A 25356-nucleotide genomic window follows, 5' to 3' on the forward strand; every position below is an offset into this window, starting at 1 on the left:
CCCGGTCGTCAGCCCGGTCGTCAGCTCGCACGTCAGCTCGCGTCGCCCCAGCCGCCGCCGAGCGCGACGTAGAACGCGACCGTGTCCTGCAGGCGCTGCGCGACGGCCTGCAGCCACGCAATCCGCGCCTGATGGTATTGCACGTCGGCGACCAGCAACTGGACGTAGCCCGCGATGCCCGCGTCGTAGCCGGCCTGCGTCAGCTTCAGCGCATCGCGGGCGGCGGCCATCGCGCGGGCCTGCGCGTCGAGCGCCGTCGCGTCGTTGGCGAGCGCGCGCAACGTGTCGGCTACCTGCGAGAACGCCGACAGGACGACCTGCCGGTAGCTCGCATCGGCTTCGTCGTACGCATCTTGCGCGGCGCGCCGCTGGTTCAGCAGCGTGCCGCCGTGAAACAGCGGCGCGGTCAGCCCGGCGCCGGCACTCCACGCGCGGCCGGCCGGCGCGAACAGCTGGCCGGCGACGATGCTGTCGAATCCGCCCGATGCGGACAGCGTGAGGTTCGGGTAGAGCGCGGCCGTCGCGACGCCGACCTGCGCGCCGGCCACGTGCAACTGGGCTTGCGCCTGCAGGATGTCGGGCCGGCGGCGCACCAGCGACGACGGCGCCGTATCGGGCAGGCTGGCGGGCAGCGCGATGCCATCGAGCGACAGGTCCGGTGTCTGCCAGTCGACCGGGTAGCGGCCGGCCAATAGCGCAAGCAGGTCGTCGGCCTGCGTGCGCTTCTGGTCGAGCGCGGGCAGGGCCGCCTCGAGCGACGCCCGCTGCGATTCCAGCGTCAGCACCGCGACGTAGGCCGCTGCGCCGGCCGTCACCTGCGCGTGCGTCAGACGAATCTGCTCGTCGAGCAGGGTAATCATTTCGCGCGTGGCCGCGGTCTCGTCGCGATAGGCGGCGCGCGCGACCATCGTGTTGACGACGTTGGCGGTCAGCATCAGGTAGGCGCCCGCCAGCGCCTGGCGCTGCGCATCGACGCCGGCCGCCAGCGCTTCGACCTGGCGCCGTTCGCCGCCCCACAGATCGAGCGTATAGCTGACCGTCGCGGACAGCGTGAACAGGTTGAAGATCGATGCCGGCAATGCCTGGCCCGTGCGCAGCGGCGCATCACGCTGGCGCGCCGCGCCGGCCTGCGCATCCATCTGCGGGAAGAAGATGCCCTGGCCGGCCCGCAGTGCGTGTTCGCTGCGCCGCAGCGTCGCTTCGGCGAGATCGAGCGTCGGGCTGCCGGTCAGGGCTTCGTCGACGGTCGCGTCGATCGCGCGGCTGCCGAAGCGCGTCCACCAGTCGCGCGTGAGCGCCGTATCCGCCGACAATGCCTGCGTCCGGCCGTCGCCGCGCCAGGGGCCGGCCGCCGCGCGCGGATCGCCGGGCGGCACGAAGCGGGCGACGCGCGGCGCGGGCGGCGGGACGAAGTCCGGCCCGACCGTGCATCCCGCGAGCAGCGCGGCGATGACCAGCGCACCCGCCCGGCGGCGCGGCGCATGCGCGCGATGGATGCCGTTATTTGCCTGCGACGTACACATCGACGATCTGCCCGGGAAACAGCCGCACATTCCTGTTCGGCACGATACGGAAAATGACCGGCAGCACGCGCACGTCGACACGCTCGGTGCGCTGGTCGGACAGCTCGATCTTCGGCGTGACGTACGGCTGCACGCGGACGAACTGGAGATCGGCCTCGACCGACGTGCCGCGCACGAACATGTGCGCCTTCAGCGCATGGAGGTCGGGCAACTGATGGATCAGGATTTCGTCGATGTAGCAGCGCACCTGCAGGCGGTCGACCGGCGTGCCGAGCACCGCGACGGGCGCGTTGCCCTGCGTGTAGGTGTCGTACAGCCCCTGCGAGGTCAGGTAGGACCCGACGGCTGCATTCATCGCCAGGACCGTGCCGTCGGCGGGCGCGCGCAGCGTGTAGCGGGCCAGCAGCGCGGCCGCCGCGTCGGCCGCGCGCCGCAGCGCGATGGCCTGCGCTTCCTGGTTGCGCACGTCGTAGCGCCATGCGCCGGCTTTGGTCAGACGATACTGCCGCGTCACGACGTCCAGGTTGGCCGCCGCGACGCGCACCGCGTTCGCGGCCGTGTCGAGCGCGTCGCGGCTGACGGCTTTCGGATCGATGTCGTACGCGTGCCGCTGCTTGTCGTACTGATCCTGCGCGAGCTTCAGGCTCGCCTGCGCGGCCGTCGTCTGCGCGCTGGCCACGTCGAGCACCTCGCGACGCGGCTGCGCCTTCAGTTCGTCGAGCAGCGCGTCTGCCGCGTCCGCCTGTGCCGCGAGCTGGGCGGCGGTGGCGCGCTGCACCGAGTCGTCGATCGCCAGCAGCGCGTCGCCGGCCTTCACCGGGTCGCCGTCGTGCACGAGAATGCGCGTCACCGCGCCCGACACGTCCGGATAGACGTTCACGTTCGCGCCGGCCGGCTGCTCGCTCTCCACGATCCCGTTCGCATAGACGCCGCGCGCGTACGGATTGGCGGCCGGCTTGAATACCGGCGGCTGCGGCGGTTCCTGACGACTGTAAACCCAGGCGGCCACGAGGCTTGCCAGGAAGCCGAGCAGGGCCGCCACGAACACGAGCCGGTGTTTCATCGCGCACCTCCGCGCTCGATTCCGTTGAGCTGGCCGTCTTCCATGCGCAGGATGCGGTCCGCGTATTCGAAGATCCGCGCGTCGTGCGTGACGATCACGATGCAGCGCGTGTCGTTCAGCACCTTGTGCTTGACGAAGTCGATGATCATGCGGCCCGTGTCGCCGTCGAGCGACGCGGTCGGCTCGTCGAGGATCAGCAGGTCGGGCTGGCTGACGATCGCGCGCGCGATCGCGACGCGCTGCTGTTCGCCGCCGGACAGCTTGACGGGCGGCAGTTGCGCGCGGTTCTTGAGCCCGACGACGTCGAGATAGACGAGCGCCTCCTTCATCGCGTCATCCCACGGCCGGCGCTTCAGGATCAGCGGGATCGCGACGTTCTCCGCGGTCGTGAGCCGCGGGAACAGGTGATAGTCCTGGAACACGAAGCCGATCCGGTTCAGCCGGAAGTCGGCGATCGCGTCGTTCGGCTGCGCCCACAGGTCGACGCCGTCGATCGCCACCGAGCCGGATTCCGGGCGCAGGATGCCCGAGATCACGCTGAGCAGCGTCGTCTTGCCGCTGCCGGACGGCCCGACGATCAGCAGCATCTCGCCGAAGTTCGCCTGCATCGACACGTCGCGCAATGCCTGCGTGCGCGCATCGCCTTCGCCGAACCATTTGCTGACGCCGCGGGCGTCGATCGCGATGCCGGCCATCGTCATCCCCGGAAGATGTCGAACGGCTCGATGCGCAGCACGCGCCGCACGCCGAGATAGCTCGAGATCGTCGCGATCACGACCACCATGCCGAACGCGAGGGACAGGTTGCCGAACGTGATGAGCGCCGCGTAGTCGGGAATCTGCAGTTTCGCGAGACTGATCATCAGCACGCACAGCCCGACGCCGATGCCGTAGCCCGTCAGCGCGGTGAAGGTCGCCTGGAACAGGATCATCGCGACCAGCTCGTGGCGCTTCGCGCCGATCGCCTTCAGCGCGCCGAACTTGTCCAGGTTCTCGAGGATGAACGCGTAGAACGTCTGGCCCGAGATCGACAGCCCGATGATGAAGCTGATGATCGTCATCAGCATGATGTTGGTGCCGAGCCCGGTCTCGTACTTGTAGAAGCGCGAGATCTGCGCGATGAATTCGTCGCGCGTGTACGCGCGATAGCCGAGCGCATTCACCACTGCCTGGATGTGTGCGATGTCCGCATCCGACTTCGGCTCGACGAGGATGTAAGACGTCGTGAAGCGCGGCGACGGGATGTACCGGATCGCGCGGGCGTACGTGGTGTAGAGCGTCGGTGTGCCGAACAGGCCGCTCGCGGCGACCTTCGCGATGCCGACGATCACGCCGCGATGATCGTTCAGCTCGAAATCGGTGCCGACGGCCGGATTCTCGAGCTTCGGAAACTCGGGATCCTGGATCGCGATGAAGCCGTTCTCCGCGTAGATGTCCTCGATGCGGCCCTGCAGCATCGTCGGGCGGCCGAGCAGGCTCGCGTCGTCGAGGCCGACCACCGTCACGGCCTGGTAGGTGCCGGAGCGCAGCTTCACGAGCGCGGCGCCGGAGTAGAGCGGCACCGCGTACTTGACGCCGTCGATGCTGCGCACCGCATCGAGCACGTAGTCGGGCATGCCGATGCTGTTCGCGATCGTCTTCACGGCCGGGTCCATCACCCAGACCTTCGCGCCGATATTGATGACCGACGCCGACGACTTGTTCAGGATGCCGGCGAACAGCGACGTCATCTCGATCATCAGCAGTACCGAGAACGTGATGCCGACGGTCAGCGCGGTGAATTTCGCGCTGTCGTTGACGAGCAGCTTGAACGCGAGTCTCAGGATGCCGTTCATGGTGGCGAGGGCGGCGGTGTCGCGCGTGTCACGGGCGGTCGCCCGCGCCGGGATTCAGCAGCACGACGAACGCGAGGATGCTCGAGATCAGCGTGACGATCGCGTACCTGAACACCCGCTCGTCGAACAGCATCCCGTGCACGATGCCGACCAGCGATGCAATCGCGATGAACACGCTGAGCGTCGCCAGAACGATTCGATACTGTTTGCGGATCATGACGGTCTCCCGGGGCGGGGTTGTCGCTCCGCCTGTCGTCATGATCGCGTTGCGCGCGGACGCGCCGTTGATCTGTATCAACGGGCAAAATCGGCCGCGGCACGGTCGACATGCCTCGTGCCGGCACGCCGTTGATTGATCCTCGTCAAGCCGCCGACGTCGCCGTGCGCGATGCTGGCTGCAGTGCGGCACGCATCCGATCGCAAGCTTCGCGACCGGCACCGGCCGCCGGGAGACCGACATGAAGTCCGATGCAGCACTCAAGCAGGACGTCGAGCAGGCGCTGTTCTGGAATCCGGCGGTCGACGCGCGTCGGATCGACGTCGATGTCCGCGACCGGATCGTGACGTTGCGCGGCACGGTCGACAGCTGGGCACAGAAGCTCGAGGCGCAGAAAACGGCGCTGCACGTCGCGGACGCGCGCGCACTGGTGCTCGAACTGAGCGTGACCCCGCCCGAGAACGCCTGCGCGGACCAGGAACTGGCGGTCGCCATCACGTTCGCGCTCGGCTGGCAGGAGGCGTTGCGCGATCACGCGATCCGCGTCGAGGTCGATCACGGCTGCGTGACGCTCGACGGCGAGGTCGATCATGCGTTCCAGAGCCGCGCGGCGGAAGCCATGGTGAGCCGGATGATCGGCGTCGTCGGCGTGGCGAACCGCATCCAGGTGCGTGCCGACCGCACGGTGCCGGACGTCGGCACCCGGATCGCCGAAGCGCTCGCGCGTCGCGCGCAGCGCGAATCCGCGGGAATTTCGATCGAAGCGGCCGACGGCATCGTCACGTTGACGGGCACGGTCGCCTCGCTGGCCGAACGGCGTGCCGCGTGCGGTGCGGCGGGATCGGTGAGGGGCGTCCGGGAGGTCGTCGACCGGCTGACCGTTGCCTGAGCGGCTTGCACAGGCCGTCTACTGCCAGGAGAAGCCGCCATGAACCGTTCGCATACCGGCCGGCCGAGCTGCGGGCGCACTGGACGCGCGACGATGCGTGAGCGCACGGTTGCCGGCCGGGCGGACCCTACTCCATGAAAAAATCATTCGATTACGCCGGGCTGTTGATCCCGATTGCGTTCGCGGCGCTGGTCGCGGTGCAGCTCCTGATGGATCAGCCGGCCACGACGTCGATCTCGTACAGCGACTTTCACCGGCTGGTGGACGCACGGCTCGTCGACGATCTGGAAATTGGCCCGTCGTCGATCTCGGGCACGCTGCGCATGCCGGAAGCCGGCGCGGCGCTGCCTGCTTCCGACGCGGCCGCGGTGAAGAAGACTGGCGCGCCGTGGCGCTTCACGACGAACCGCGTGAGCGACGACAGCCTGGTCCCGTCGCTGACGACGGCGGGGATTCGCTACCGCGGCGCGGCGGATACGGGCTGGATCGGGACGCTCGCGACATGGGCGTTGCCGTTGATCGGTTTCGTCGCGATCTGGAGTTTCATGATGCGGCGGCCGGGCGGCATGAGGGATCTGAGCGGCATGGGCAAGAGCCGGGCCCGCGTGTATATGCAGAAGGAAACCGGCATCACGTTCGACGACATCGCGGGCATTGACGAAGCGAAGGCCGAGTTGCAGCAGATCGTCGCATTTCTTCGCAATCCGGAACGTTATCAGCGACTCGGCGGCAAGATTCCGAAGGGGGTGCTGATCGTCGGCGCGCCCGGTACCGGCAAGACGCTGCTGGCCCGCGCGGTCGCCGGCGAGGCCGCGGTGCCGTTCTTCACGATCAGCGGCTCGGCGTTCGTCGAGATGTTCGTCGGCGTCGGCGCGGCGCGCGTGCGCGACCTGTTCGAGCAGGCCCAGCAGTGCGCGCCGTGCATCGTGTTCATCGACGAGCTCGATGCGCTCGGCAAGGCGCGCGGCGTCGGCCTGATGTCGGGCAACGACGAACGCGAGCAGACGCTCAACCAGCTGCTCGTCGAGATGGACGGTTTTCAGGCCAATTCGGGCGTCATCATCATGGCCGCGACCAACCGGCCGGAGATCCTGGATCCCGCGCTCTTGCGCCCCGGACGGTTCGACCGGCACATCGCGATCGACCGGCCGGACCTGACCGGCCGCAAGCAGATCCTGGCCGTGCATACGAAGCGCGTGAAGCTCGCGCCGGACGTGGACCTGGCCGAGCTGGCGCAGCGGACGCCGGGATTCGTCGGTGCCGATCTCGCGAACGTCGTCAACGAGGCCGCGCTGCATGCGGCCGAACTCGGCAAGCCGGCGATCGGGATGGAGGATTTCGACGAAGCCATCGATCGCGCGATGACCGGCATGGAGCGCAAGAGCCGCGTGATGAACGAACAGGAGAAGCGGACCATCGCGTACCACGAATCGGGTCACGCGCTGGTGGCGCAAAGCCGCGCGCACTGCGACCCGGTGAAGAAGGTGTCGATCATCCCGCGCGGGATCGCGGCGCTCGGTTACACGCAGCAGGTGCCGACGGAGGACCGCTACGTGCTGCGCCGAAGCGAACTGCTCGACCGGCTCGACGTGTTGCTCGGCGGAAGGGTGGCCGAGGAAATCGCGTTCGGCGACGTGTCGACGGGCGCGCAGAACGATCTCGAACGGGCGACCGCATTGGCGCGCCACATGGTCATGCAATACGGGATGAGCGAAAAGGTCGGCCTCGCGACGCTCGACGACGGCGCGCTCCAGGGCGGGACGCCGGGCGTGTGGACGCCGGGCGACGGTCGCTGCAGCGAACACACGGCGCAACTGATCGACGAAGAGGTGCGCGCGCTGCTCGAGGACGCCCACGCGCGGGTCGCGGCGACGCTCGGCGAGCACCGCGATGCGCTCGGGCGGATCGCGCGCAGCTTGCTGCAGCATGAATCGATCGACCACGACATGCTGGTGGCGCTCATCGCGCCGCCGGACGATGCCGGCGAGACGCCCGCGCCGGCGCAAGACGACACGGAAGCGATCACGGGCGCTTCCGCCTGAAAGCGCGATCGCACGCCATCGCGCCGGGCGCCCGCTGGCGCCCATCGCGTCGTTCAACAGCGGATGCAGACGGCGCCGTCGCAAGGTTGTGCCGCATCGTCGGTGACGACCGCCGCGAGCCGCGGATCGGGCCGGAACACCGTGATGCCCTTGAGACCGGCGCGCCACGCCTGGAAGAGCAACGCGTCGACCTGCGCAAGCGAACACTGGCCGGGCATCGTCACGGTCTTCGAGATGCCGGCGTCGACGCACGGCTGCAACGCCGCAAGCATCGCGACATGGTCGGCCGGCGCGATATCCGCCGCCGTGACGAAATAGTCCGGCAGTTTGACGCTGTCGCCATGTAGTTCGCGAAACAGCCGGTACGCGTGATTCTCGACACGAAACGGCCGGACCCGGCCGTCGGCGGTGCGCACCATGCGGCGCTGCGTCCAGCCGACGGCCGGCTCGATCCCGTTCGAGCAGTTGTCGCAGAACGCGAGGCTCACGCTGCCGGCCGGCGCGAACGACAGCAGATGGCTGTTGCGCAGCCCGTGCCGTGCGATCGCGTGATGCACCTTCAGCGGCAGGCGCATGCGGTATGCGGGGCCGCTCAGGTACGCGGCCGGATCGTAGGCCGGGAACACGCCGCGCTCGCCGGCAAGCGCGGCCGACGCGGCAAACGCATGCTCGCGCATCGTCAGCACGATCCCGCGCGCAACCGCGCGGGCTTCGACGCTGTCGTAGCGCAGCCTCAGCATCGTCAGCGCGTCGCCCAGCCCGGTTACGCCGACCCCGATGCGGCGCGTGCGCCGCGCTTCGTGCTCGTGCGTGGCGAGCGGCCACGCGGTCAGATCGAGCACGTTGTCGAGCATGCGCACCTGGATACGGACCGCGTCGGCGAGCGTCGCGAAGTCGAAGTGCGGTGTGCCGTCGACGCCGAACGGGTGGAGAACGAACCGCGACAGGTCGATCGGCCCGAGCACGCAGCTGCCGTACGGCGGCAGCGGCTGCTCGCCGCACGGGTTCGTCGCGTCGATCCGCTCGTGCTCGCGTAGCGGATTTGTATCGAGGATCGTGTCGAGGAACAGCAGCCCCGGTTCGGCACTGTCGCGTGCGGCGCTGACGATCTCGCGCCACAGCGTGCGTGCCGGAAGCGTCGCGTAAAGATAGCGTCCATCCGGCTGCCGGGGCGCGGTGGCGGAACCGGAACGGCGCGGCGCGTGATGGACGAGCGCCCACGGCCGGTCGCGCTCGACCGCCTCCATGAACGCGTCCGTGATGCCGACCGACAGATTGAACGTCGGCCAGCGCGCGCGGCCGCGCTTGGCCGCGACGAATGCGGCGAGGTCGGGATGGTCGCAGCGCAGCACGGCCATTTGCGCGCCCCGGCGCGGGCCGGTGAACGGCAGCGCCCGGCACATCGCATCGAAGCGGTCGATCGCGGCGCATGCGCCGCGTTCGGATGACGCGCGCCGCTCGTACGCGTCCGCAGGCGGCACCGGCGAGAAGTCATAGCCGATTCCGCCGCCCATCGACAACGTGAGCCGTGCGTCGTCGAGCGCGTGCGCGAGCGCCGCGTCGACGGCCGGCACGGCTGCACCGGCCGGCACCGCGAGCGGATGGACGAAGCAGTTGATCATCGTCCCGCCGGTATCCGCGCCGGCGTTCGCGAGGATGCGGCCCGCGCCGATCGCGCCGCGCCGCAGGTTCCGGAAGAATGCACGCTCGCACTGCGCGCGCAGGTCCGGCGGCTCGGCGAGCGACAGCGCACGGGCGACGCGATGGAATACCGCCGCGTGCGACGTCTCGCCGGGCTGCGCATAGCGTTCGGCGAACACAGTGGTGCAAAGCGGCTGCTCGTCCATGGCGGGGTCCGGCAACGACGGATGATTCACTGTAGGAGCCTGCCCGGACGGGGCGTTGATCGAGCGCAATCGGGCGACGCGGCGGCATCGCTTGACGGGCGTCAAGGCTGCAACCCGCATCGACCGTAACGTGAGGGCACGGCCGGCACGCACTGGTTAGCGGGAATCGCCGTGCCGGCGTCTGCCGCGCAAGCCGGCCGATCGCGCCTGCCGTCGACCGAGAGCCACACGCCATGACCGATATCGTCACCGTCACATTGAATCCCGCCGTCGACGTCGCGACGTCGGTCGAGCACATGGTCGACACGCACAAGCTGCGCTGCGCACGGCCGCGGCGCGATCCGGGCGGCGGTGGAATCAACGTCGCCCGGACCATTCACCGGCTCGGGGGCGACTGCGTCGCGCTGTACCTGGCCGGCGGGCCGACCGGAGACGTCCTGACGCTGCTGCTCGAGGCCGAGCACCTGCCGGGCATGCGAATCCGGATCGCCGGCGAGACGCGCGAGAACGTCTGCGTGACCGAGACCTCGACCGGGCGCGAATACCGTTTCCTGATGCCGGGGCCGCTGGTCGCGGAGGCCGAGTGGCGCGACTGCGCGGCCCGCATCGAGGCGATGCAGCCGGTGCCGCGCTATCTCGTGTTGAGCGGCAGCCTGCCGCCCGGCGTGCCGGAAGACCTTTATGCAACGCTTGCCCGGGAAGCCCGGGCAAGGGGCAGCCGGGTGGTCGTCGATGCGGCCGGCCGTGCGCTGCAAGCGGCCCTCGAGGCCGGCGTCTATCTCGTGAAGCCCAGTCTCGGCGAACTGGGCGGGCTGGCCGGAGCAACCCTCGACGAGACGGCGGCATGCCGGAAGGCGCGTGAGCTCGTGGAACAGGGGCGGGCCGATATCGTCGCGTTGACGCTGGGTGCGCACGGCGCATGGGTCGTCACGCGCGATCGCACGCTGCGCCTGCCCGGCAGGCCGGCCGCGGTCCGCAGCACGGTCGGCGCCGGCGACAGTTTCGTCGGCGGCATGGTCTGGGCGCTGGCCCGCGGCGTGCCGCTCGACGATGCGTGCCGCTACGCGCTGGCCGCATCGGCTGCGTCGGTCGAGCATCCCGGCACGGCGCTGTGCACGCGCGACGATGTCGAGCGGATTCATGCCGAACTGGTTGCGCAGGCAGGCTGACGTGCGGGTAGCCCGACGCGTGCGCGCATTTCGCCGATGCGCGATGCCGCGCGGCTGCCGTGCCGTCGGACAGCATGCGCGCGCGGCGAATGACCGTGAGCTCGAAGCCGGCGCGGAAGCCGTCGACGGTGACGACTTCGACCGGGCCGCCGCTCGGATGGTGCGACCATCCCGCGTAGTGAATCACGTTGCCGTCGCCGATGTAGATCCCGTGATGCATGTAGCCGGGCCGGCATTTCGACCTTCCGGTGGATGCCGTTTATGTGAGATGGAGCACACTGCTTTCCGGCGGTGTCGGTATGTTGTCGTTTCGGCCGAAGCCGTGTCGGATTTTCAGAGCGACGACGGGGCAATGCGGCATTGCAACGCGGCCACCGTACTCGCCGACATTCCCGCACCGGGACAACCTGTTGGACAGCATCCCGCTCGTGCCGCTGCGTCAAACCTGCCGGTGTGGAAGCGAGTCACGGATATCGAGAGATGACGCAATATTTTGACTTCGAAGCAGACGAGTTGCCCGGCGATCCGTTGTCGGCATCGTTCGACCTCGTCGTCGTCGGTGGGGGCGCCGCGGGCCTGACGATCGTTCGCGAGCTGTCCGGCCTGGGCCTGAACATCCTGCTGCTGGAAAGCGGCGGACTCGAAGAATCCGCCGACCACGAAGCGCTCAACGACGTCGACGTCGAAGGATCGCTGCAAGACGCCGAACTGCAGCGGTCCCGCCACGCATCGCATGCGTTTCAATTGAAATTCTGGACCACGCAAACGCAGAAGTTCGGCGTCCGGTGTCGCGTGCTCGGCGGCTCGACCGCGGGATGGGCCGGAAAGGTCGCGCCGTTCGATGCGCTCGATTTTGCCGCGCGCGAGTGGATCGCCGACTCCGGATGGCCGATCACCGCGTCGGATCTCGCGCCATACATTCAGCGTGCCGCGCGGCACCTCGATGTCGGCCCGATCCTCGGCGGCCCCGCATTCTGGCCGGCAGCGAAATTGCGCGAGCCGGCCGAAATGGCGCGCATGAAGCATGTGTCGTCGTTCTTCTGGCAGCTTGCGCGTTCTCATCGCAATCTGACGGACGTGATGCGTTTCGGGCCCGACTTCAGAAGCGAATCGCATCGCGACGTGACGACCGTGTTCAACGCGACGGTGCGCGCGATCCAGACGGACCGCACCGGCGTGACGGGCGTCGAGATCGTGTCTTCGCTGTCGGGCAAGCGACGCCGCACGTTGCTGTCGAGCCATGTGGTGCTGGCGGCCGGCGCCATCGAAAACGCCAGGCTGCTGCTCCTGTCGCGGGATGAGGCCGGCAATGCGCTGGGGAATGCGCGTGGCGTCGTCGGCCGTTATCTGACGGATCACCCATGCATGTCGATCGGCGAGTTTTCGCCGGACAGCCAGGCGTCGGCCGCCGCGTTGCTCGGATTCTTCTCGTTGCAGCAGGACTATCGCGCGTTCATGTATTCGCATGGGCTGGCGATCCGCCCCGACGTGCAGCAGGCACAGCGTCTGCCCAATATGGCGGCGTATGCGAACGCCCGCATCTCGAACGACGATCCGGTGGTCGCGTTGAAACGGCTGGCAAAGCGGCAAAGCGAACGCCCGCTGGCCGATCTGATCCTCGTGTTGCAGCGCTCCGGCGTGGTCGTGAGTTTCGTCGGGCGGCGGATACTCGGTAGTTCGATCCTGCCGCGGCGCGTGCGCCGTCTGATCGTCGACGCGGTCATCCGGCTCGATGCGAATTTCGTCGCGCGTGACTACGTGGCGAAAGGCACCGGCAGAAAAATCGAGAAGGTGACGCTCGACGTCATTTGCGAACAGCCGCCGATGCGCGAGAACCGCGTGACGCTGTCGCGCCGATGCGACCGGCTCGGATTGCCCGTGGCGAGCGTCACGTGGGAGTCGGGAAGCGCGATGAAACAGGCCGTGGTCACGTTCGCGCGCCTGCTCGACGGCGACCTTCGCGACGCCGGCATCCGGGGCTTCGCGCTGCGGCCGGAAATCGCGGCGGGCGACGTGTCGGCCATCGCGCTGCACGACATGGCGCACACCGCCGGCACGACGCGAATGGGACAGGACCCGGCAACGAGCGTCGTCGACGCGGACTGCCGCGTGCACGACGTTCGCGGCCTCCATATCGCGGGCGCGTCGGTTTTCCCGACGAGCGGGCATGCCAATCCGACCATGGTGATCATGGCGCTCGCGATCAGGCTCGCCGACCATCTGAAATCGCAGCTGGTCGCGCGACGGATCGCGGCGTTGACGCGGCCTGCCGCGGCAAACGACGACACGAGGCCGCTCGTCCTGGTGACGGGGGCGACCGGCAACCTGGGCGCACATGTCGTCGATCAGCTGATTCTGCAAGGCTATCGGGTGCGCGGGCAGTTTCACCGCAAGGTGCCGGCCGATGCGCGGGTCGAATGGGTCGCGGTCGATTTCTCCGACCGCGAGCTCGCGGATGCCGCCCTGGACGAACTGGTCGATGGCGTGACGGCCGTCGTCCATCTGGCGGCCGGTTTGCCGGGCACGCCGGATCTGGAAACGATCAACGTCGCCAATCTGGAGCGCTTTGCCCAGGCGTGCATCCGCCGCGGCGTCGGCTATTTCGGACACGCGAGTTCGATGGTGGTCTACGGCTCGCCGCGACATCGGCTCGTGGATGAAACGGCGCCGTTGCTCGACGTGACCCGCCCGATCGAAAAGCAGTATTTCGAGGCGCCGGAGATGCGCGACTACGCGCGCAGCAAACGCATCGGAGAGGACATCCTGTCCCGATGCTCGGCGCGCATGCATGTCGATCTGTATCGGATCGCACTCGCGCAGCAGCCGGGCTATCTCGAGGCATCGCTGCACTGGAGCAGGACGAAGCGGCTTTTTGCGCTGTACCGCAACAGTCACTATATTTCGCCGCACAACGTCGCCAGGGCGATCGTGCATCTGCTGCGGCGCTCGATCGACAGCGCGAAGCGTGACGGGATCGACGCGTTCAATATCGCCGACACGCATTCGCCGACGTACGAGGAAGTCTATCGGCGCGCGGGACGCAAGCCGATCGTCCACGTGCCGTTGCTCGCGGATGTCGCGAAAAGTCTGGCCGTCGGCAAGACCGTGAAAAAGCGCTATCCGATGGGCTTCTATCGTCTCGACGACAGCAAGCTGCGGTCGACGGGTTTCGTGCTCGATCGCCAGGATTGAGCGCGCCGTTCGGCTGCGCGCTACGTGGCCCCGTGGTTTCGCAGGGGGGCCGGGTTGGTCGCGCGGTCGATGAACGCGAGGATTTCGACACGATCGGCGCTCGCGCAAACGACATCGCCGGCAAGGTCGACGCGCCGCCGGGCAATGAGACGGGCGAGCGGGTGCGTGGCATTGCGGGCACGGGTCGCTGCGGTTCCGCATGAGCCTTTCGCATATCGACCGGTCGGTCGGCGAAACGGGCCGGCGGATGCCTTGGCGCAGGCCGTCGTCGCGGCCAGTCATCCGTTCGGCCGACGCAATCTTTCGTGTACGTGGATAAAACACAACAGTACGATGGAATGCGTGCGCGGCGCACGCACGCGCTTCGCCTGCACTGACGCGGGCATCGCGGCCGGACGGGCGTGATCGTGTTTAGCGAACGGTCGTTCGATCATTGACGCGAATTCACATGATTCTGGTAACTTGACGCACCGGCCCGAGCGCTTCGCGATGGCCATTACCCAACTTTCATAATATGACACTACAGATTGGGATTCCTCTGGAGATAGCCACCGGCGAACGGCGCGTAGCGACCGTGCCCGAGGTGGTTGAGAAACTGATCAAGCTGGGGTTCTCGGTGGCCGTGCAAAGCGGTGCCGGGGAGGGGGCGAATTTCGACGACGACGCGTACCGCGCGGCCGGCGCGCGTATTGCCGCCACGGCGGCCGAGCTCTGGGCGGGCAGCGATATCGTGTTCAAGGTGCGCCCGCCGAGCACGGAAGAAGTCGCGTCGATGCGCGAGGGCGGCACGCTGATCGGCTTCGTGTGGCCGGCGCAAAACCCCGAACTGATGGCGCAACTGGCCGCGAAGCGCGCCACGGTGCTGGCGATCGATTCGCTGCCGCGCACGCTGTCGCGCGCGCAGAAGATGGACGCGCTCACGTCGATGGCCGGCATCAGCGGCTATCGCGCGGTGATCGAGGCCGCGCATGCGTTCGGCCGTTTCCTGAACGGCCAGGTCACGGCGGCCGGCAAGATTCCGCCGGCGAAGGTGTTCATCGCCGGCGCCGGCGTGGCTGGTCTGGCCGCGATCGGCACCGCGGCCAGCCTCGGCGCGATCGTGCGCGCGAACGACACGCGCGCCGAAGTGGCCGATCAGGTCAAGTCGCTGGGCGGCGAGTTCGTCAAGGTCGACTACGAAGAAGAAGGCTCGGGCGGCGGCGGTTACGCGAAAGTGATGAGCGAAGGCTTCCAGCAGGCGCAGCGCGCGATGTATGCGCAGCAGGCCAGGGACGCCGACATCATCGTCACCACCGCGCTGATCCCCGGCAAGCCGGCGCCGAAGCTCATCACGGCCGAGATGGTGCAGTCGATGAAGCCCGGCAGCGTGATCGTCGACATGGCCGCCGAGCAGGGCGGCAACTGCGAACTGACGGTGCCCGGCGAGGCCGTGGTGCGCCACGGCGTGACGATCGTCGGCTATACCGATCTCGCATCGCGCCTGTCGCGGCAGTCGTCGACGCTGTACGGGACCAACCTGCTGCGCGTGGTCGAGGAGCTGTGCAAGGGCAAGGACGGCACGATCAACGTCGACTTCGACGACGATGCGATCCGCGGGCTCACCGTGATCAAGGAAGGCAACGTCACGTGGCCGCCGCCGCCGATCAAGCAGGCGGTCGTCGCACCGAAGCCGGCGGTGGCCGCGCCCGCCGCCGCACCCGCGAAGTCGAAGGGCCACGGCCACAGCGGCGAGCCGATGTCGGCCAAGGCGCTCGCGATCGTATTCGCGATCGGCGCGGTGGCGTTCCTGCTGGTCGGCCAGTTCGCGCCGGCCAGCTTCCTGTCGCATTTCACGGTGTTCGTGCTCGCGTGCTTCGTCGGCTACATGGTGATCTGGAACGTCACGCCGTCGCTGCACACCCCGCTGATGAGCGTGACCAACGCGATCTCGTCGATCATCGCGATCGGCGCGCTCGTGCAGGTCGCGCCGCCGCTGGGTGAGCTGGCCAATGCCGGCGACCGTCCGTCCGGGCTGATCCTGGGCCTGGCGGTGGGCGCGCTGACGCTCACGGCCGTCAACATGTTCGGCGGCTTCGCGGTGACGCGACGCATGCTGGCGATGTTCCGCAAATAAGGGGACGACAATAATGACTTCAAACCTGACCACCGTCTCTTATATCGGCGCTGCGATCCTGTTCATCCTCAGCCTCGGCGGGCTGGCCAATCCCGAGACCGCGCGCCGCGGCAACCTGCTCGGGATGATCGGCATGCTGATCGCGGTGCTGGCCACCGTGCTCGGCCCGCGCGTGTCGGCTGCGGGCATTCCGTACGTGATCGCGGCGCTCGTCGTCGGCGGCGCGGTCGGCCTGTACGCCGCGAAGAAAGTGCAGATGACGCAGATGCCGGAACTGGTCGCGCTGATGCACAGCCTGGTCGGCCTCGCGGCCTGCCTGGTCGGTTTCGCGAGCTATATCGACACGTCGGTGCAGTTCACGGGCGCCGAGAAGGCCATCCACGAAGTGGAGATTTATGTCGGCATCCTGATCGGTGCGGTCACCTTCGCGGGCTCGATCATCGCGTTCGGCAAGCTGTCGGGCAAGATCGGCGGCAAGCCGCTGACGCTGCCGGCGCGGCACTGGCTGAACCTGGCCGGGCTGCTGATCGTGCTCTACTTCGGCCGCGCGTTCCTGCATGCGGAAACCATCCAGGACGGGATGCTGCCGTTGATCGTGATGACGGCGATCTCGCTGCTGTTCGGCGTGCACATGGTGATGGCGATCGGCGGCGCGGACATGCCCGTCGTGGTGTCGATGCTCAACAGCTACTCGGGGTGGGCGGCGGCGGCCACCGGCTTCATGCTCGGCAACGACCTGCTGATCGTGATCGGCGCGCTGGTCGGCTCGTCGGGCGCGATCCTGTCGTACATCATGTGCCGCGCGATGAACCGCAACTTCATCAGCGTGATCGCGGGCGGCTTCGGCGGCGGCGCGCCTGCTGCGGCGGGCGGCGGTGCCGGCGCCGGCGCGCAACCGGCCGGCGAGGCGGTGGCGGTGAGCGCGGTGGAAACGGCCGAGCTGCTGCGCGAAGCGAAGCGCGTGATCATCGTGCCGGGCTACGGGATGGCCGTGGCGCAGGCCCAGCACACGGTGTACGAGCTCACGAAGCTGCTGCGCGAGAAGGGCGTCGACGTGCGTTTCGCGATTCACCCGGTCGCGGGCCGCATGCCGGGCCACATGAACGTGCTGCTGGCCGAAGCGAAGGTGCCGTACGACATCGTGATGGAGATGGACGAGATCAACGAGGACTTCCCCGAGGCCGACGTGTCGATGGTGATCGGCGCGAACGACATCGTGAACCCCGCCGCGCAGGACGATCCGACGAGCCCGATCGCGGGGATGCCGGTGCTGGAAGTGTGGAAGGCGAAGACGTCGATCGTGATGAAGCGCAGCATGGCTTCGGGCTATGCGGGCGTCGACAATCCGCTGTTCTACAAGGACAACAACCGCATGTTGTTCGGCGACGCGAAGTCGATGTTGAACGAGATCTTCGGTGCGCTGAAAGCCTGAGGATGGCCGCGCGGCCGGCCAGGACCGCGGGTCCGGGCCGGCCGCGCGCGGCTTCGAGGTATCGTCGGCCCGCAACGCATCGTCAGTGCGTTGCGGGCCGATGTTCGTCAGGCGTGACCGAATGCGGGCGGCGTGCTTCGGCCCCGTTTCCGGGTTCGCGGCTCCTCCGGCGGCACGCAGGCAAGCGATCAGTTTTCTTCCAGCCCCGCGAGCAGGTCGTCGACCGCTTTGTAGACCCGTGCCACGACATCCTTGCCGACCTCTCGCTCCAGGTCGGCGTATCGCTGTTCCAGATCCTGCGTCAGCGTGCGAACCAGGTCGATGCTCGTCGGCGTCAGGGAAACCAGAACGCGGCGCTGATCCTCCGCGAACCGCGCCTTCGTAATCAGTTCCAGCGCCTCCATCCGCGCCAGCACGCCCACCATGCTCGGGCTCGAGATCGTGCAGAGATCCGAAAGCTGCCGAGGCTCCATCGGCCCCTGCTCGTGCACCGCGCGGATGATGCGCCATTGCTGCTCGGTGAGCCCGTGCGCGGTCAGGAGCGGCCGGAAGCGCTCCATGATCTTTTCCCGCGCGCGCAGAAGCATCATCGGAAGATTGCGATGAGGCGCGTCGTGCTTGTCTTTGACATCCATACCGTTGATTGCGCTTCAGCTTCGTTGCAGCGGGGAATTCCCTTGGGCTGCATGTTCTCTCTTGACGCCCGATGATATCAGGCGAAATAATACTAACATGTGAGTGAAATGCAGAGGGACGAATCGTGATGCTTGCACCTGTCGACCATGTGCTTCGCCTGGAGGGAGAGCCGCTTGCGCGTGACGTCGATGCGCGCACCGCGGCGTCGCTCCTGTCCAGCGGCGCCAAATGCCGGCCTCCCGTCGAGGGCGCCGTTTATGGGACGTTGCTGAACGACCGCGCGGCGCTCGACGCGCTGGGAGACGCGGTCCATGCCGCCCCCTACAAGGCGCCGCCCAAGGCCCCGGTGCTGTACGTCAAACCGCGCAATACGCGGGCGGGGCACGGCGCGAAGGTCGTCGTGCCGGGCGGCACGAGCGGCGTCCAGATCGGCGGCTCGCTGGGGATCGTCATCGGGCGCACCGCTTCGCATGTCAGCGTTGCCGACGCGCTCGACCATGTCGCCGGATACACGATCGTGGCCGATCTGTGCGTGCCGCACGAAAGCGTGTATCGCCCGTCGGTCCGGTTCCGCGCGCGGGACGGCTTCTGCGTCATGGGGCCGGCCGTCGTCGCGCGCCGCCTGGTCGCGGACCCCGACGCGCTGCCGATCTCGGTGAGCATCGACGGCCGGCAGACGTTCCACGCCAACACGGCGACGTCGATCCGGCATGTCGCGCAACTGATCGCCGACGTCACCGATTTCATGACGCTCACGGCCGGAGACGTGCTTACGCTGGGCGTTCCGCACGGTGCACCCGTGGCCCAGGCCGGAGACGTCGTGACAGTATCGATCGGCGCATGGCCGGCCCTCACGTTTTCGATGACGAGCGAAGCAGCAGGAGGCAAGCAATGATGCGGGGCCGTGTTGCATATTCGGGTGCCATTCACGAGGCATACCCGCACGAAGCGGGCGTCCGGCTCGCCGACGGGCGCGTGTGTCGCGAGAGCGAGGTCGTGTGGCTGGCGCCCATCGAGCCGGGGACGATCTTCGCGCTGGGATTGAACTACGCGGAGCACGCGAAGGAACTGCAGTTCTCGAAGCAGGACGAGCCGCTCGTGTTCCTGAAGGGGCCCGGGTCCGTCATCGGCCACCGCGGGGTGACGCGCCGTCCTGCCGACGTGACGTTCATGCACTACGAGTGCGAACTGGCGGTCGTGATCGGCAAGCCGGCCAGGGCGGTCAGGCGCGAAGACGCGATGCAATACGTCGCGGGTTACATGATCGCGAACGACTACGCGATCCGCGACTATCTCGAGAACTACTACCGCCCGAACCTGCGCGTGAAGAACCGCGACGGCGGCACCGTGCTGGGCCCGTGGTTCGTCGACGCGCAAGACGTCGCCGACGTCACGAACCTCGAATTGCGCACGTTCGTGAACGGCAAGCTCGAGCAGAAGGGCAATACGCGGGATCTCGTGACCGACATTCCCGCGCTCATCGAGTATTTGAGCGGCTTCATGTCGCTCGCCCCCGGCGACATCATCCTGACGGGCACGCCGGAAGGGATCGTCGATGTGAAGGCAGGCGACGAAGTCGTTTGCGAAATCGACGGTCTCGGCCGTCTTGTCAACGTGATTGCATCCGACGCGGAATTTGGCCGCAACTGACTGATTAGGATTACCTATGCGAATCGACCATCTGATCAACGGGAAGTCTGCGGCCGGCAGCAGCTACTTCGAGACCGTCAACCCGGCCACGCAGGAAGTGCTCGCCGAAGTCGCGAGCGGCACCGCGCAGGACATCGATGCCGCCGTGCGCGCGGCGAAGGAGGCGTTCCCCGCGTGGGCCGGCACGCCGGCCACCGAGCGCGCGAAGCTGCTGCGCAAGCTGGGCGAGCTGATCACGAAGCACGTGCCGGAACTCGCGAACACCGAGACGCGCGACACGGGGCAGACGATCTCGCAGACGGGCAAGCAGCTCGTGCCGCGGGCGGCGGACAACTTCACGTATTTCGCGGAAATGTGCACGCGCGTCGACGGGCACACCTACCCGACCGGCACGCACCTGAACTACACGCTGTTCCACCCGGTCGGCGTCTGCGCGCTGATCTCGCCGTGGAACGTGCCGTTCATGACGGCGACGTGGAAAGTCGCGCCGTGCCTCGCATTCGGCAACACGGCGGTGCTGAAGATGAGCGAGCTGTCGCCGCTCACCGCGTCGATGCTGGGCGATCTCGCGCTCGAGGCGGGCATTCCCGCCGGCGTGCTGAACGTCGTGCACGGCTACGGCAAGGAAACCGGCGAGCCGCTCGTCGCGCATCCCGACGTTCATGCGATTTCGTTTACGGGCTCCACGGCGACGGGCAACCGCATCGTCCAGGCCGCGGGCCTGAAGAAGTTCTCGATGGAGCTCGGCGGCAAATCGCCGTTCGTGATCTTCGACGATGCCGACTTCGAACGCGCGCTGGACGCCGCCGTGTTCATGATCTTCTCGAACAACGGCGAGCGTTGCACGGCCGGCTCGCGCATTCTCGTGCAGAAGTCGATCTACGCGAAGTTCGCCGAACGCTTCATCGAGCGCGCGAAGCGGCTGACCGTGGGCGACCCGCTCGGCGAGAGCACCATCGTCGGGCCGATGATCAGCCAGGGGCACCTCGCGAAAGTCCGCAGCTACATCGAGCTGGGCGCGAAGGAAGGCGCGACGCTCGCCTGCGGCGGCCTCGATGCGCCGACGCTGCCGGACGCGATGAAGCACGGCAACTTCGTCACGCCGACCGTGTTCGTCGACGTCGACAACCGCATGCGCATCGCGCAGGAAGAGATCTTCGGCCCGGTGGCCTGCCTGATTCCGTTCGACGACGAGGCGGACGCGATTCGCCTCTCGAACGACATCGCGTACGGGCTGTCGAGCTACGTGTGGACCGAGAACACCGGCCGCGCGCACCGCGTGGCGGCGGCGATCGAAGCGGGCATGTGCTTCGTGAACAGCCAGAACGTGCGCGACCTGCGTCAGCCGTTCGGCGGGACGAAGGCGTCGGGCGTCGGCCGCGAAGGCGGCACGTGGAGCTATGAAGTGTTCCTGGAGCCGAAGAACGTCTGCGTGTCGCTCGGTTCGCATCACATTCCGCGCTGGGGCGCGTAAGCCGATTCGCCGGCTGCATCCGCACACCGCGTCATCAGGAGACAGAAATTGGGAAAGCTCGCCCTCGCCGCGAAAGTCACGCACGTGCCGTCGCTGTATTTGTCGGAGCTCGACGGCCCGCACAAGGGCTGTCGCCAGGCCGCGATCGACGGCCATCATGAAATCGGCCGGCGCTGCCGCGAACTCGGCGTCGACACGATCGTGGTGTTCGACGTTCACTGGCTCGTCAACAGCGAATACCACATCAACTGCGCGTCGAAGTTCGAAGGCATCTACACGAGTAACGAACTGCCGCACTTCATCAACAACATGCGCTATGCGTACCCGGGCAACACGGCGCTCGGGAACGCGATCGCCGACGTGGCGAACGAGATGGGCGTGAAGACGCGCGCGCATAGCGAAACGTCGCTGGATCTCGAATACGGCACGCTGGTTCCGATGCGATACATGAATGCGGACCAGCACTTCAAGACCGTGTCGATTTCCGGCTGGTGCATGTGGCACGACCTGCCGACGAGCGTCCGTTTCGGCCTGGCGGTGCGCAAGGCCATCGAGGAGCGCTACGACGGCACCGTCGCCATTCTCGCGAGCGGCTCGCTCAGCCACCGCTTCGCGAGCAACGGCACGGCCGAGCAGTTCATGCACAAGGTGTGGGATCCGTTCCTCGAGGAAACCGACCGGCACGTGGTGTCGCTGTGGGAAAAGGGCGACTGGAAGACGTTCTGCGGCATGCTGCCGCTCTACAACGAAAAGTGCTGGGGCGAGGGCGGCATGCACGACACGGCGATGCTGCTCGGCGCGCTCGGCTGGGATCGCTACGAAGGCAAGGCCGAGGTGGTGACGCCGTACTTCGGCAGTTCGGGCACCGGCCAGATCAACGCGATCCTGCCGGTCACGCCGTTGCCCGTCTGATCATTGGGAGCAGCAGATGCCACATCTCACACTCGAATACAGCAACAACCTGGCGGACGAGGACAGCATCGCGCTGCTGTGCCGCAAGCTCGCGCACAGCCTCGACGCGCAGCGCGAGGGCGACCAGCGGGTATTCCCGCTGGGCGGGATCCGCGTCCGGGCGCTGCGCTGCGACGCATTCTGCATCGCCGACGGCCGGATCGAGGACGCCGCGTTCCTGCACGGGAACCTGAAGATCGGCGCCGGACGCTCGGAGGCCGCGAAGCAGGCAACCGGCGATGCGCTGTTCGACATCATCAGGCAGCACTTCGCCGACGCGTTCGAGCGGCACGGGCTCGCGTTGTCGCTGGAGATCAACGAATTCAGCGAAGCCGGCACCTGGAAGCACAACAATCTGCATGCGCGGCTGAAGGCCTGAGCGCGAAGGGCACGTTCATCATGTTGGACCAAACGACGATCCGCGAACTCGCGGAGAAACTGGAACACGCCGAAAAGACGCGCACGCAATTGCGCCACTTTTCCGCGGCCTATCCCGGGATGACGATCGAGGACGGCTACGCGATCCAGCGGGAGTGGGTGAAGATGAAGCTGGATGCCGGGCACGTGATCAAGGGCCGCAAGATCGGCCTGACCTCGCGCGCGATGCAGCGTTCGTCGCAGATCACCGAGCCGGATTACGCACCGCTGCTCGACAGCATGTTCATCGAAAGCGGCCAGGACATTCCGGCGGACCGCTTCATCGCGCCGCGCGTCGAGGTGGAGCTCGCATTCATTCTCGACAAGCCGCTGACGGGCCCGAACGTGACGCTGTTCGACGTGCTGGATGCGACCGCCTATGTGACGCCCGCCGTCGAGATCATCGACGCGCGCATCGAGCAGTTCGATCGCGACACCAAGGCGCCGCGCAAGGTGTTCGACACGATCTCCGACTTCGCGGCCAATGCCGGGATCGTGCTGGGCGGCCGGCCGGTGCGTCCCATGGACGTCGACCTTCGCTGGGTCGGGGCGCTGCTGTACAAGAACGGCGCGGTGGAGGAGAGCGGGCTCGCGGCAGCGGTGCTCAACCATCCCGCGACGGGCGTGGCGTGGCTCGCGAACAAGATCGCGCCGTACGACGAGCGCCTGAACGCGGGCGACGTGATTCTCAGCGGCTCGTTCACGAGCCCGATTCCGGCGCGCGCGGGCGATACGTTCCACGTCGACTACGGCCCGCTCGGCGGGATCGCGTTCAAGTTCGTATAAGGAGCAGGCATGGACCGAATCAGGAACCCGTTCAAGCAGGCGCTGGCCGAAGGCCGGCCGCAGTTCGGCCTGTGGGCCGCGCTCGCGGATCCGTACGTGGTCGAGTTGCTGGCAACGGCCGGCTTCGACTGGCTGCTGATCGACAACGAGCATGCGCCCAACGACGTGCGCAGCACGCTCGCGCAATTGCAGGCGATGGCCGCGTACCCGACGCATCCGATCGTGCGCCCGGTGAAGAGCGATACGGCGCTGATCAAGCAGTTCCTCGATATCGGCGCGCAGACCTTGCTGCTGCCGATGATCGATACCGTCGAGCAGGCGCGTGAAGCCGTCGCCGCGACGCGCTATCCGCCCGACGGCGTGCGGGGTGTCGGCAGTGCGCTGGCGCGGGCCTCGCGCTGGAACCGGGTGCCGGACTATCTGGCCCGCGCGAGCGACGCGCTATGCGTGCTGGTGCAGGTCGAGACCGTCACGGGGCTCGCCAGTCTCGATGCGATCGCGAACGTCGACGGTGTCGACGGCGTGTTCTTCGGGCCGGCGGATCTGAGCGCGTCGATGGGTTTCCTCGGCAAGCCGGGCGAGGAATCGGTGCGCGCGGCCATTCGCGACGGCATCCGCACCGTGCGCCGGGCGGGGAAAGCGGCGGGCGTGCTCGCGCCGGACCGCGCGTTTGCAAACGAGTATCTGGACGCCGGCGCGACCTTCGTTGCGGTCGGCACGGATACGGGATTGCTGAGCACGGCGGCCGCCCAGCTTGCAACGAGCTACACGGGCGAACGCGCCTCGCGACCGGCCGCCGAACGCGGCGGGTACTGAAGTCGGGGGAGGCCGCCGGGATATCGGCGGCTTCCCGTTGCCCGATGCCCCGTTGGGTCGGCATCTTCTCCACGGCGTCACGCAGGCCCGCTCCGTGGGCCATTCAACGCGTCCGCGCAGCGGGCGTGCCCGCGCCTATTCGTAGAGATACCCGACCGGCCTGCCTTCGGTCCGCTGCGGGCGCACTTCGGTCCGGGCAATGATGTCCCCCGCCAGGCCGTCGATCTCGTCGCGCTGCGTCGGCGTCCAGCTGCGCAGGTTCTCGAAGTTCTTCAGCAGGCCGAGCCGGAGAATCTGCGTGTTCTCGCCCATCCCGACCAGCGCGATCGAATGCCGACCCGCCGTCACCCCATCGCCGGTCTGCAGTTCGAGCACCGTGCCGGCACGTTCCTTGAATTCGGCCGTGCCGCGAATGACGCGATAGATCACCACCTCGCCCTTCGCAAATGAAGCTGCGTCGACACCGCTCGCGATGCTCTTCGGCAGGAGCGACTGATCCGCGGGATCGGTCGCGAGGATGTGGCCGGTCACGAGCCGACCGCTCGGCGCCTCGATGCCCAGATCGCGCACAAGGACAGACCCGGCCGATTTGATCGAGCCGTCGGTCAACGGCCGGTAGAGCGCACTCAACTCGAGCGGATCCTGTAACCAGAAGTTCGCCCCTTCGGCACGGTCGTGCAATGGATGACTCCAGGCGATACGTGGCGTTTCGGCTTCGTTGATCTGCGCCGTCGGCACGATCGTCGGATTCGGGAAGGTCGTCGGATCGGTGATGAATGCCTCGAGGAATTTGGCCGAGCACCCCATGGACATCGCGTCGGGCACGACCGTCTGCGTGGTTTGCAGATTTTCTTCCGTGGACATGCCCGACCACGTGTAGAAGAGCTGCCGATGCACGATCGCGCTTTGCAAGATCACCGAGCCGGGGCCGACGTAGTGCAGCCGGCCGTCGTAGTCGAACGTAAAGACGCCCGACGTGACCAGCACGAACTGGAAGCCGCCCGGTGGCAGATGCAGGTGGAAATCGGTCGGCCCCGTATTTTCCCGGTACACCGGCAGATTGGTCGCAACTTCGTGAAGCAGGAAGGCTTCGTTGTTCGCATGAAAGCCTTCGTTGGCACGGCTATAGAGTGCCTGCGGGCGGTAGGTCGCTTCGTACCTGGCTGCCTGACGGCGATCGACGGCGACGAAATCGCGATGGTTGAGACGGATGGGGTGGCCGCCCGGATGCACGAGACCCGGAGAGGACTGAAGAATATCGACGCGCTGATTCATCGCAACCCCCGTGACTCTATCGATTGAGAA

The 25356-nt window shown here is 67.4% G+C and carries 22 protein-coding genes and 1 pseudogene; 14 read left to right on the forward strand and 9 right to left on the reverse strand.

What is annotated here, in order from left to right; translation table 11 throughout:
- Positions 1-32 precede the first annotated feature (32 nt).
- Genes BME24068_RS25365 through BME24068_RS25385 form a run of 5 tightly spaced genes read right to left on the reverse strand, consistent with a single transcriptional unit; the run spans position 33 to position 4637 of the window.
- A complete protein-coding gene (locus BME24068_RS25365; protein ID WP_174927760.1) occupies positions 33-1523 on the reverse strand; it encodes an efflux transporter outer membrane subunit in 1491 nt (496 codons plus the stop codon).
- Positions 1501-2586 (reverse strand): HlyD family secretion protein, encoded by a 1086-nt coding sequence (locus BME24068_RS25370; RefSeq protein ID WP_174927761.1) that lies wholly within the window; start codon positions 2584-2586, stop codon positions 1501-1503. The genes BME24068_RS25365 and BME24068_RS25370 overlap by 23 nt, the downstream gene beginning before the upstream one ends.
- On the reverse strand, positions 2583-3287 hold the full coding sequence (locus BME24068_RS25375) for an ABC transporter ATP-binding protein (protein ID WP_172441909.1): 705 nt from the start codon (positions 3285-3287) through the stop codon (positions 2583-2585). The genes BME24068_RS25370 and BME24068_RS25375 overlap by 4 nt, the downstream gene beginning before the upstream one ends.
- Positions 3284-4420: an ABC transporter permease gene (locus BME24068_RS25380; protein WP_096505927.1), complete on the reverse strand. Its 1137-nt coding sequence runs from the start codon at positions 4418-4420 to the stop codon at positions 3284-3286. Before BME24068_RS25380 ends, BME24068_RS25375 begins: the two co-directional genes overlap by 4 nt.
- A 28-nt stretch (positions 4421-4448) precedes the next feature.
- Positions 4449-4637 (reverse strand): DUF2964 family protein, encoded by a 189-nt coding sequence (locus BME24068_RS25385; protein ID WP_096505929.1) that lies wholly within the window; start codon positions 4635-4637, stop codon positions 4449-4451.
- Between the two features lie 241 nt (positions 4638-4878).
- Here BME24068_RS25385 and BME24068_RS25390 point away from each other — a divergent pair, with 241 nt between their 5' ends.
- Together BME24068_RS25390 and ftsH are read left to right on the forward strand one after the other, a co-directional pair.
- Positions 4879-5526: a BON domain-containing protein gene (locus BME24068_RS25390; RefSeq protein WP_096505931.1), complete on the forward strand. Its 648-nt coding sequence runs from the start codon at positions 4879-4881 to the stop codon at positions 5524-5526.
- A 134-nt stretch (positions 5527-5660) separates the two neighbouring features.
- Positions 5661-7568, forward strand: a complete 1908-nt coding sequence (gene ftsH, locus BME24068_RS25395) for an ATP-dependent zinc metalloprotease FtsH (RefSeq protein ID WP_174927762.1) — start codon at positions 5661-5663, stop codon at positions 7566-7568.
- A gap of 53 nt (positions 7569-7621) precedes the next feature.
- Here the strand turns inward: ftsH and BME24068_RS25400 are convergent, their stop codons facing one another.
- The gene (locus BME24068_RS25400) at positions 7622-9415 is read right to left on the reverse strand and encodes an adenosylcobalamin-dependent ribonucleoside-diphosphate reductase (RefSeq protein ID WP_174927763.1); all 1794 of its coding nucleotides are present in this window, start codon (positions 9413-9415) and stop codon (positions 7622-7624) included.
- Positions 9416-9648: 233 nt separating this feature from the next.
- Here BME24068_RS25400 and BME24068_RS25405 point away from each other — a divergent pair, with 233 nt between their 5' ends.
- A complete protein-coding gene (locus tag BME24068_RS25405) occupies positions 9649-10584 on the forward strand; it encodes a 1-phosphofructokinase family hexose kinase (RefSeq protein WP_174927764.1) in 936 nt (311 codons plus the stop codon).
- 169 nt (positions 10585-10753) lie between these two features.
- On the opposite strand, the pseudogene BME24068_RS35425 reads toward BME24068_RS25405, so the two are convergent.
- A pseudogene (locus BME24068_RS35425) lies at positions 10754-10810 on the reverse strand (lecithin retinol acyltransferase family protein); the annotation flags it as partial.
- A 254-nt stretch (positions 10811-11064) separates the two neighbouring features.
- Here BME24068_RS35425 and BME24068_RS25415 point away from each other — a divergent pair.
- The 4 genes from BME24068_RS25415 (at position 11065) to pntB (ending at position 17321) form a co-directional block, all read left to right on the forward strand.
- On the forward strand, positions 11065-13776 hold the full coding sequence (locus tag BME24068_RS25415) for a GMC family oxidoreductase (RefSeq protein ID WP_174927765.1): 2712 nt from the start codon (positions 11065-11067) through the stop codon (positions 13774-13776).
- On the forward strand, positions 13773-13979 hold the full coding sequence (locus BME24068_RS25420) for a hypothetical protein (protein ID WP_174927766.1): 207 nt from the start codon (positions 13773-13775) through the stop codon (positions 13977-13979). Before BME24068_RS25415 ends, BME24068_RS25420 begins: the two co-directional genes overlap by 4 nt.
- 311 nt (positions 13980-14290) lie before the next feature.
- Positions 14291-15889: a Re/Si-specific NAD(P)(+) transhydrogenase subunit alpha gene (locus BME24068_RS25425; protein WP_174927767.1), complete on the forward strand. Its 1599-nt coding sequence runs from the start codon at positions 14291-14293 to the stop codon at positions 15887-15889.
- A gap of 13 nt (positions 15890-15902) precedes the next feature.
- Entirely contained in the window at positions 15903-17321 is a 1419-nt protein-coding gene (pntB, locus tag BME24068_RS25430) for a Re/Si-specific NAD(P)(+) transhydrogenase subunit beta (RefSeq protein WP_174927768.1), read from the forward strand.
- A gap of 188 nt (positions 17322-17509) precedes the next feature.
- Here pntB and hpaR read toward each other — a convergent pair whose 3' ends face one another.
- Positions 17510-17911 (reverse strand): homoprotocatechuate degradation operon regulator HpaR, encoded by a 402-nt coding sequence (gene hpaR, locus BME24068_RS25435; RefSeq protein WP_174927808.1) that lies wholly within the window; start codon positions 17909-17911, stop codon positions 17510-17512.
- Positions 17912-18084: 173 nt separating this feature from the next.
- Here hpaR and BME24068_RS25440 point away from each other — a divergent pair, with 173 nt between their 5' ends.
- The 7 genes from BME24068_RS25440 to hpaI are packed head-to-tail and all read left to right on the forward strand — an operon-like array spanning position 18085 to position 24051.
- Positions 18085-18852, forward strand: coding sequence for a fumarylacetoacetate hydrolase family protein (locus BME24068_RS25440; RefSeq protein WP_174927769.1), 768 nt, complete (start codon positions 18085-18087; stop codon positions 18850-18852).
- The gene (locus BME24068_RS25445; RefSeq protein WP_174927770.1) at positions 18849-19607 is read left to right on the forward strand and encodes a fumarylacetoacetate hydrolase family protein; all 759 of its coding nucleotides are present in this window, start codon (positions 18849-18851) and stop codon (positions 19605-19607) included. The genes BME24068_RS25440 and BME24068_RS25445 overlap by 4 nt, the downstream gene beginning before the upstream one ends.
- A 16-nt stretch (positions 19608-19623) precedes the next feature.
- The gene (hpaE, locus tag BME24068_RS25450) at positions 19624-21081 is read left to right on the forward strand and encodes a 5-carboxymethyl-2-hydroxymuconate semialdehyde dehydrogenase (protein ID WP_174927771.1); all 1458 of its coding nucleotides are present in this window, start codon (positions 19624-19626) and stop codon (positions 21079-21081) included.
- Between the two features lie 48 nt (positions 21082-21129).
- Complete coding sequence (gene hpaD / locus BME24068_RS25455; protein ID WP_096505953.1) at positions 21130-21993, forward strand: 3,4-dihydroxyphenylacetate 2,3-dioxygenase; 864 nt, start codon at positions 21130-21132, stop codon at positions 21991-21993.
- Between the two features lie 16 nt (positions 21994-22009).
- Entirely contained in the window at positions 22010-22411 is a 402-nt protein-coding gene (locus BME24068_RS25460) for a 5-carboxymethyl-2-hydroxymuconate Delta-isomerase (RefSeq protein ID WP_174927772.1), read from the forward strand.
- A 20-nt stretch (positions 22412-22431) separates the two neighbouring features.
- Positions 22432-23235 (forward strand): 2-oxo-hept-4-ene-1,7-dioate hydratase, encoded by an 804-nt coding sequence (gene hpaH, locus BME24068_RS25465; RefSeq protein ID WP_174927773.1) that lies wholly within the window; start codon positions 22432-22434, stop codon positions 23233-23235.
- 9 nt (positions 23236-23244) lie between these two features.
- Complete coding sequence (gene hpaI / locus BME24068_RS25470) at positions 23245-24051, forward strand: 4-hydroxy-2-oxoheptanedioate aldolase (RefSeq protein WP_096505959.1); 807 nt, start codon at positions 23245-23247, stop codon at positions 24049-24051.
- Positions 24052-24186: 135 nt separating this feature from the next.
- Here hpaI and BME24068_RS25475 read toward each other — a convergent pair whose 3' ends face one another.
- Positions 24187-25326, reverse strand: coding sequence for a cupin domain-containing protein (locus BME24068_RS25475; protein ID WP_174927774.1), 1140 nt, complete (start codon positions 25324-25326; stop codon positions 24187-24189).
- Positions 25327-25356: the final 30 nt, after the last annotated feature.

Origin of the sequence: Burkholderia anthina (assembly GCF_902498995.1) — a bacterium.
Taxonomy (GTDB): Bacteria; Pseudomonadota; Gammaproteobacteria; order Burkholderiales; family Burkholderiaceae; genus Burkholderia; species Burkholderia anthina.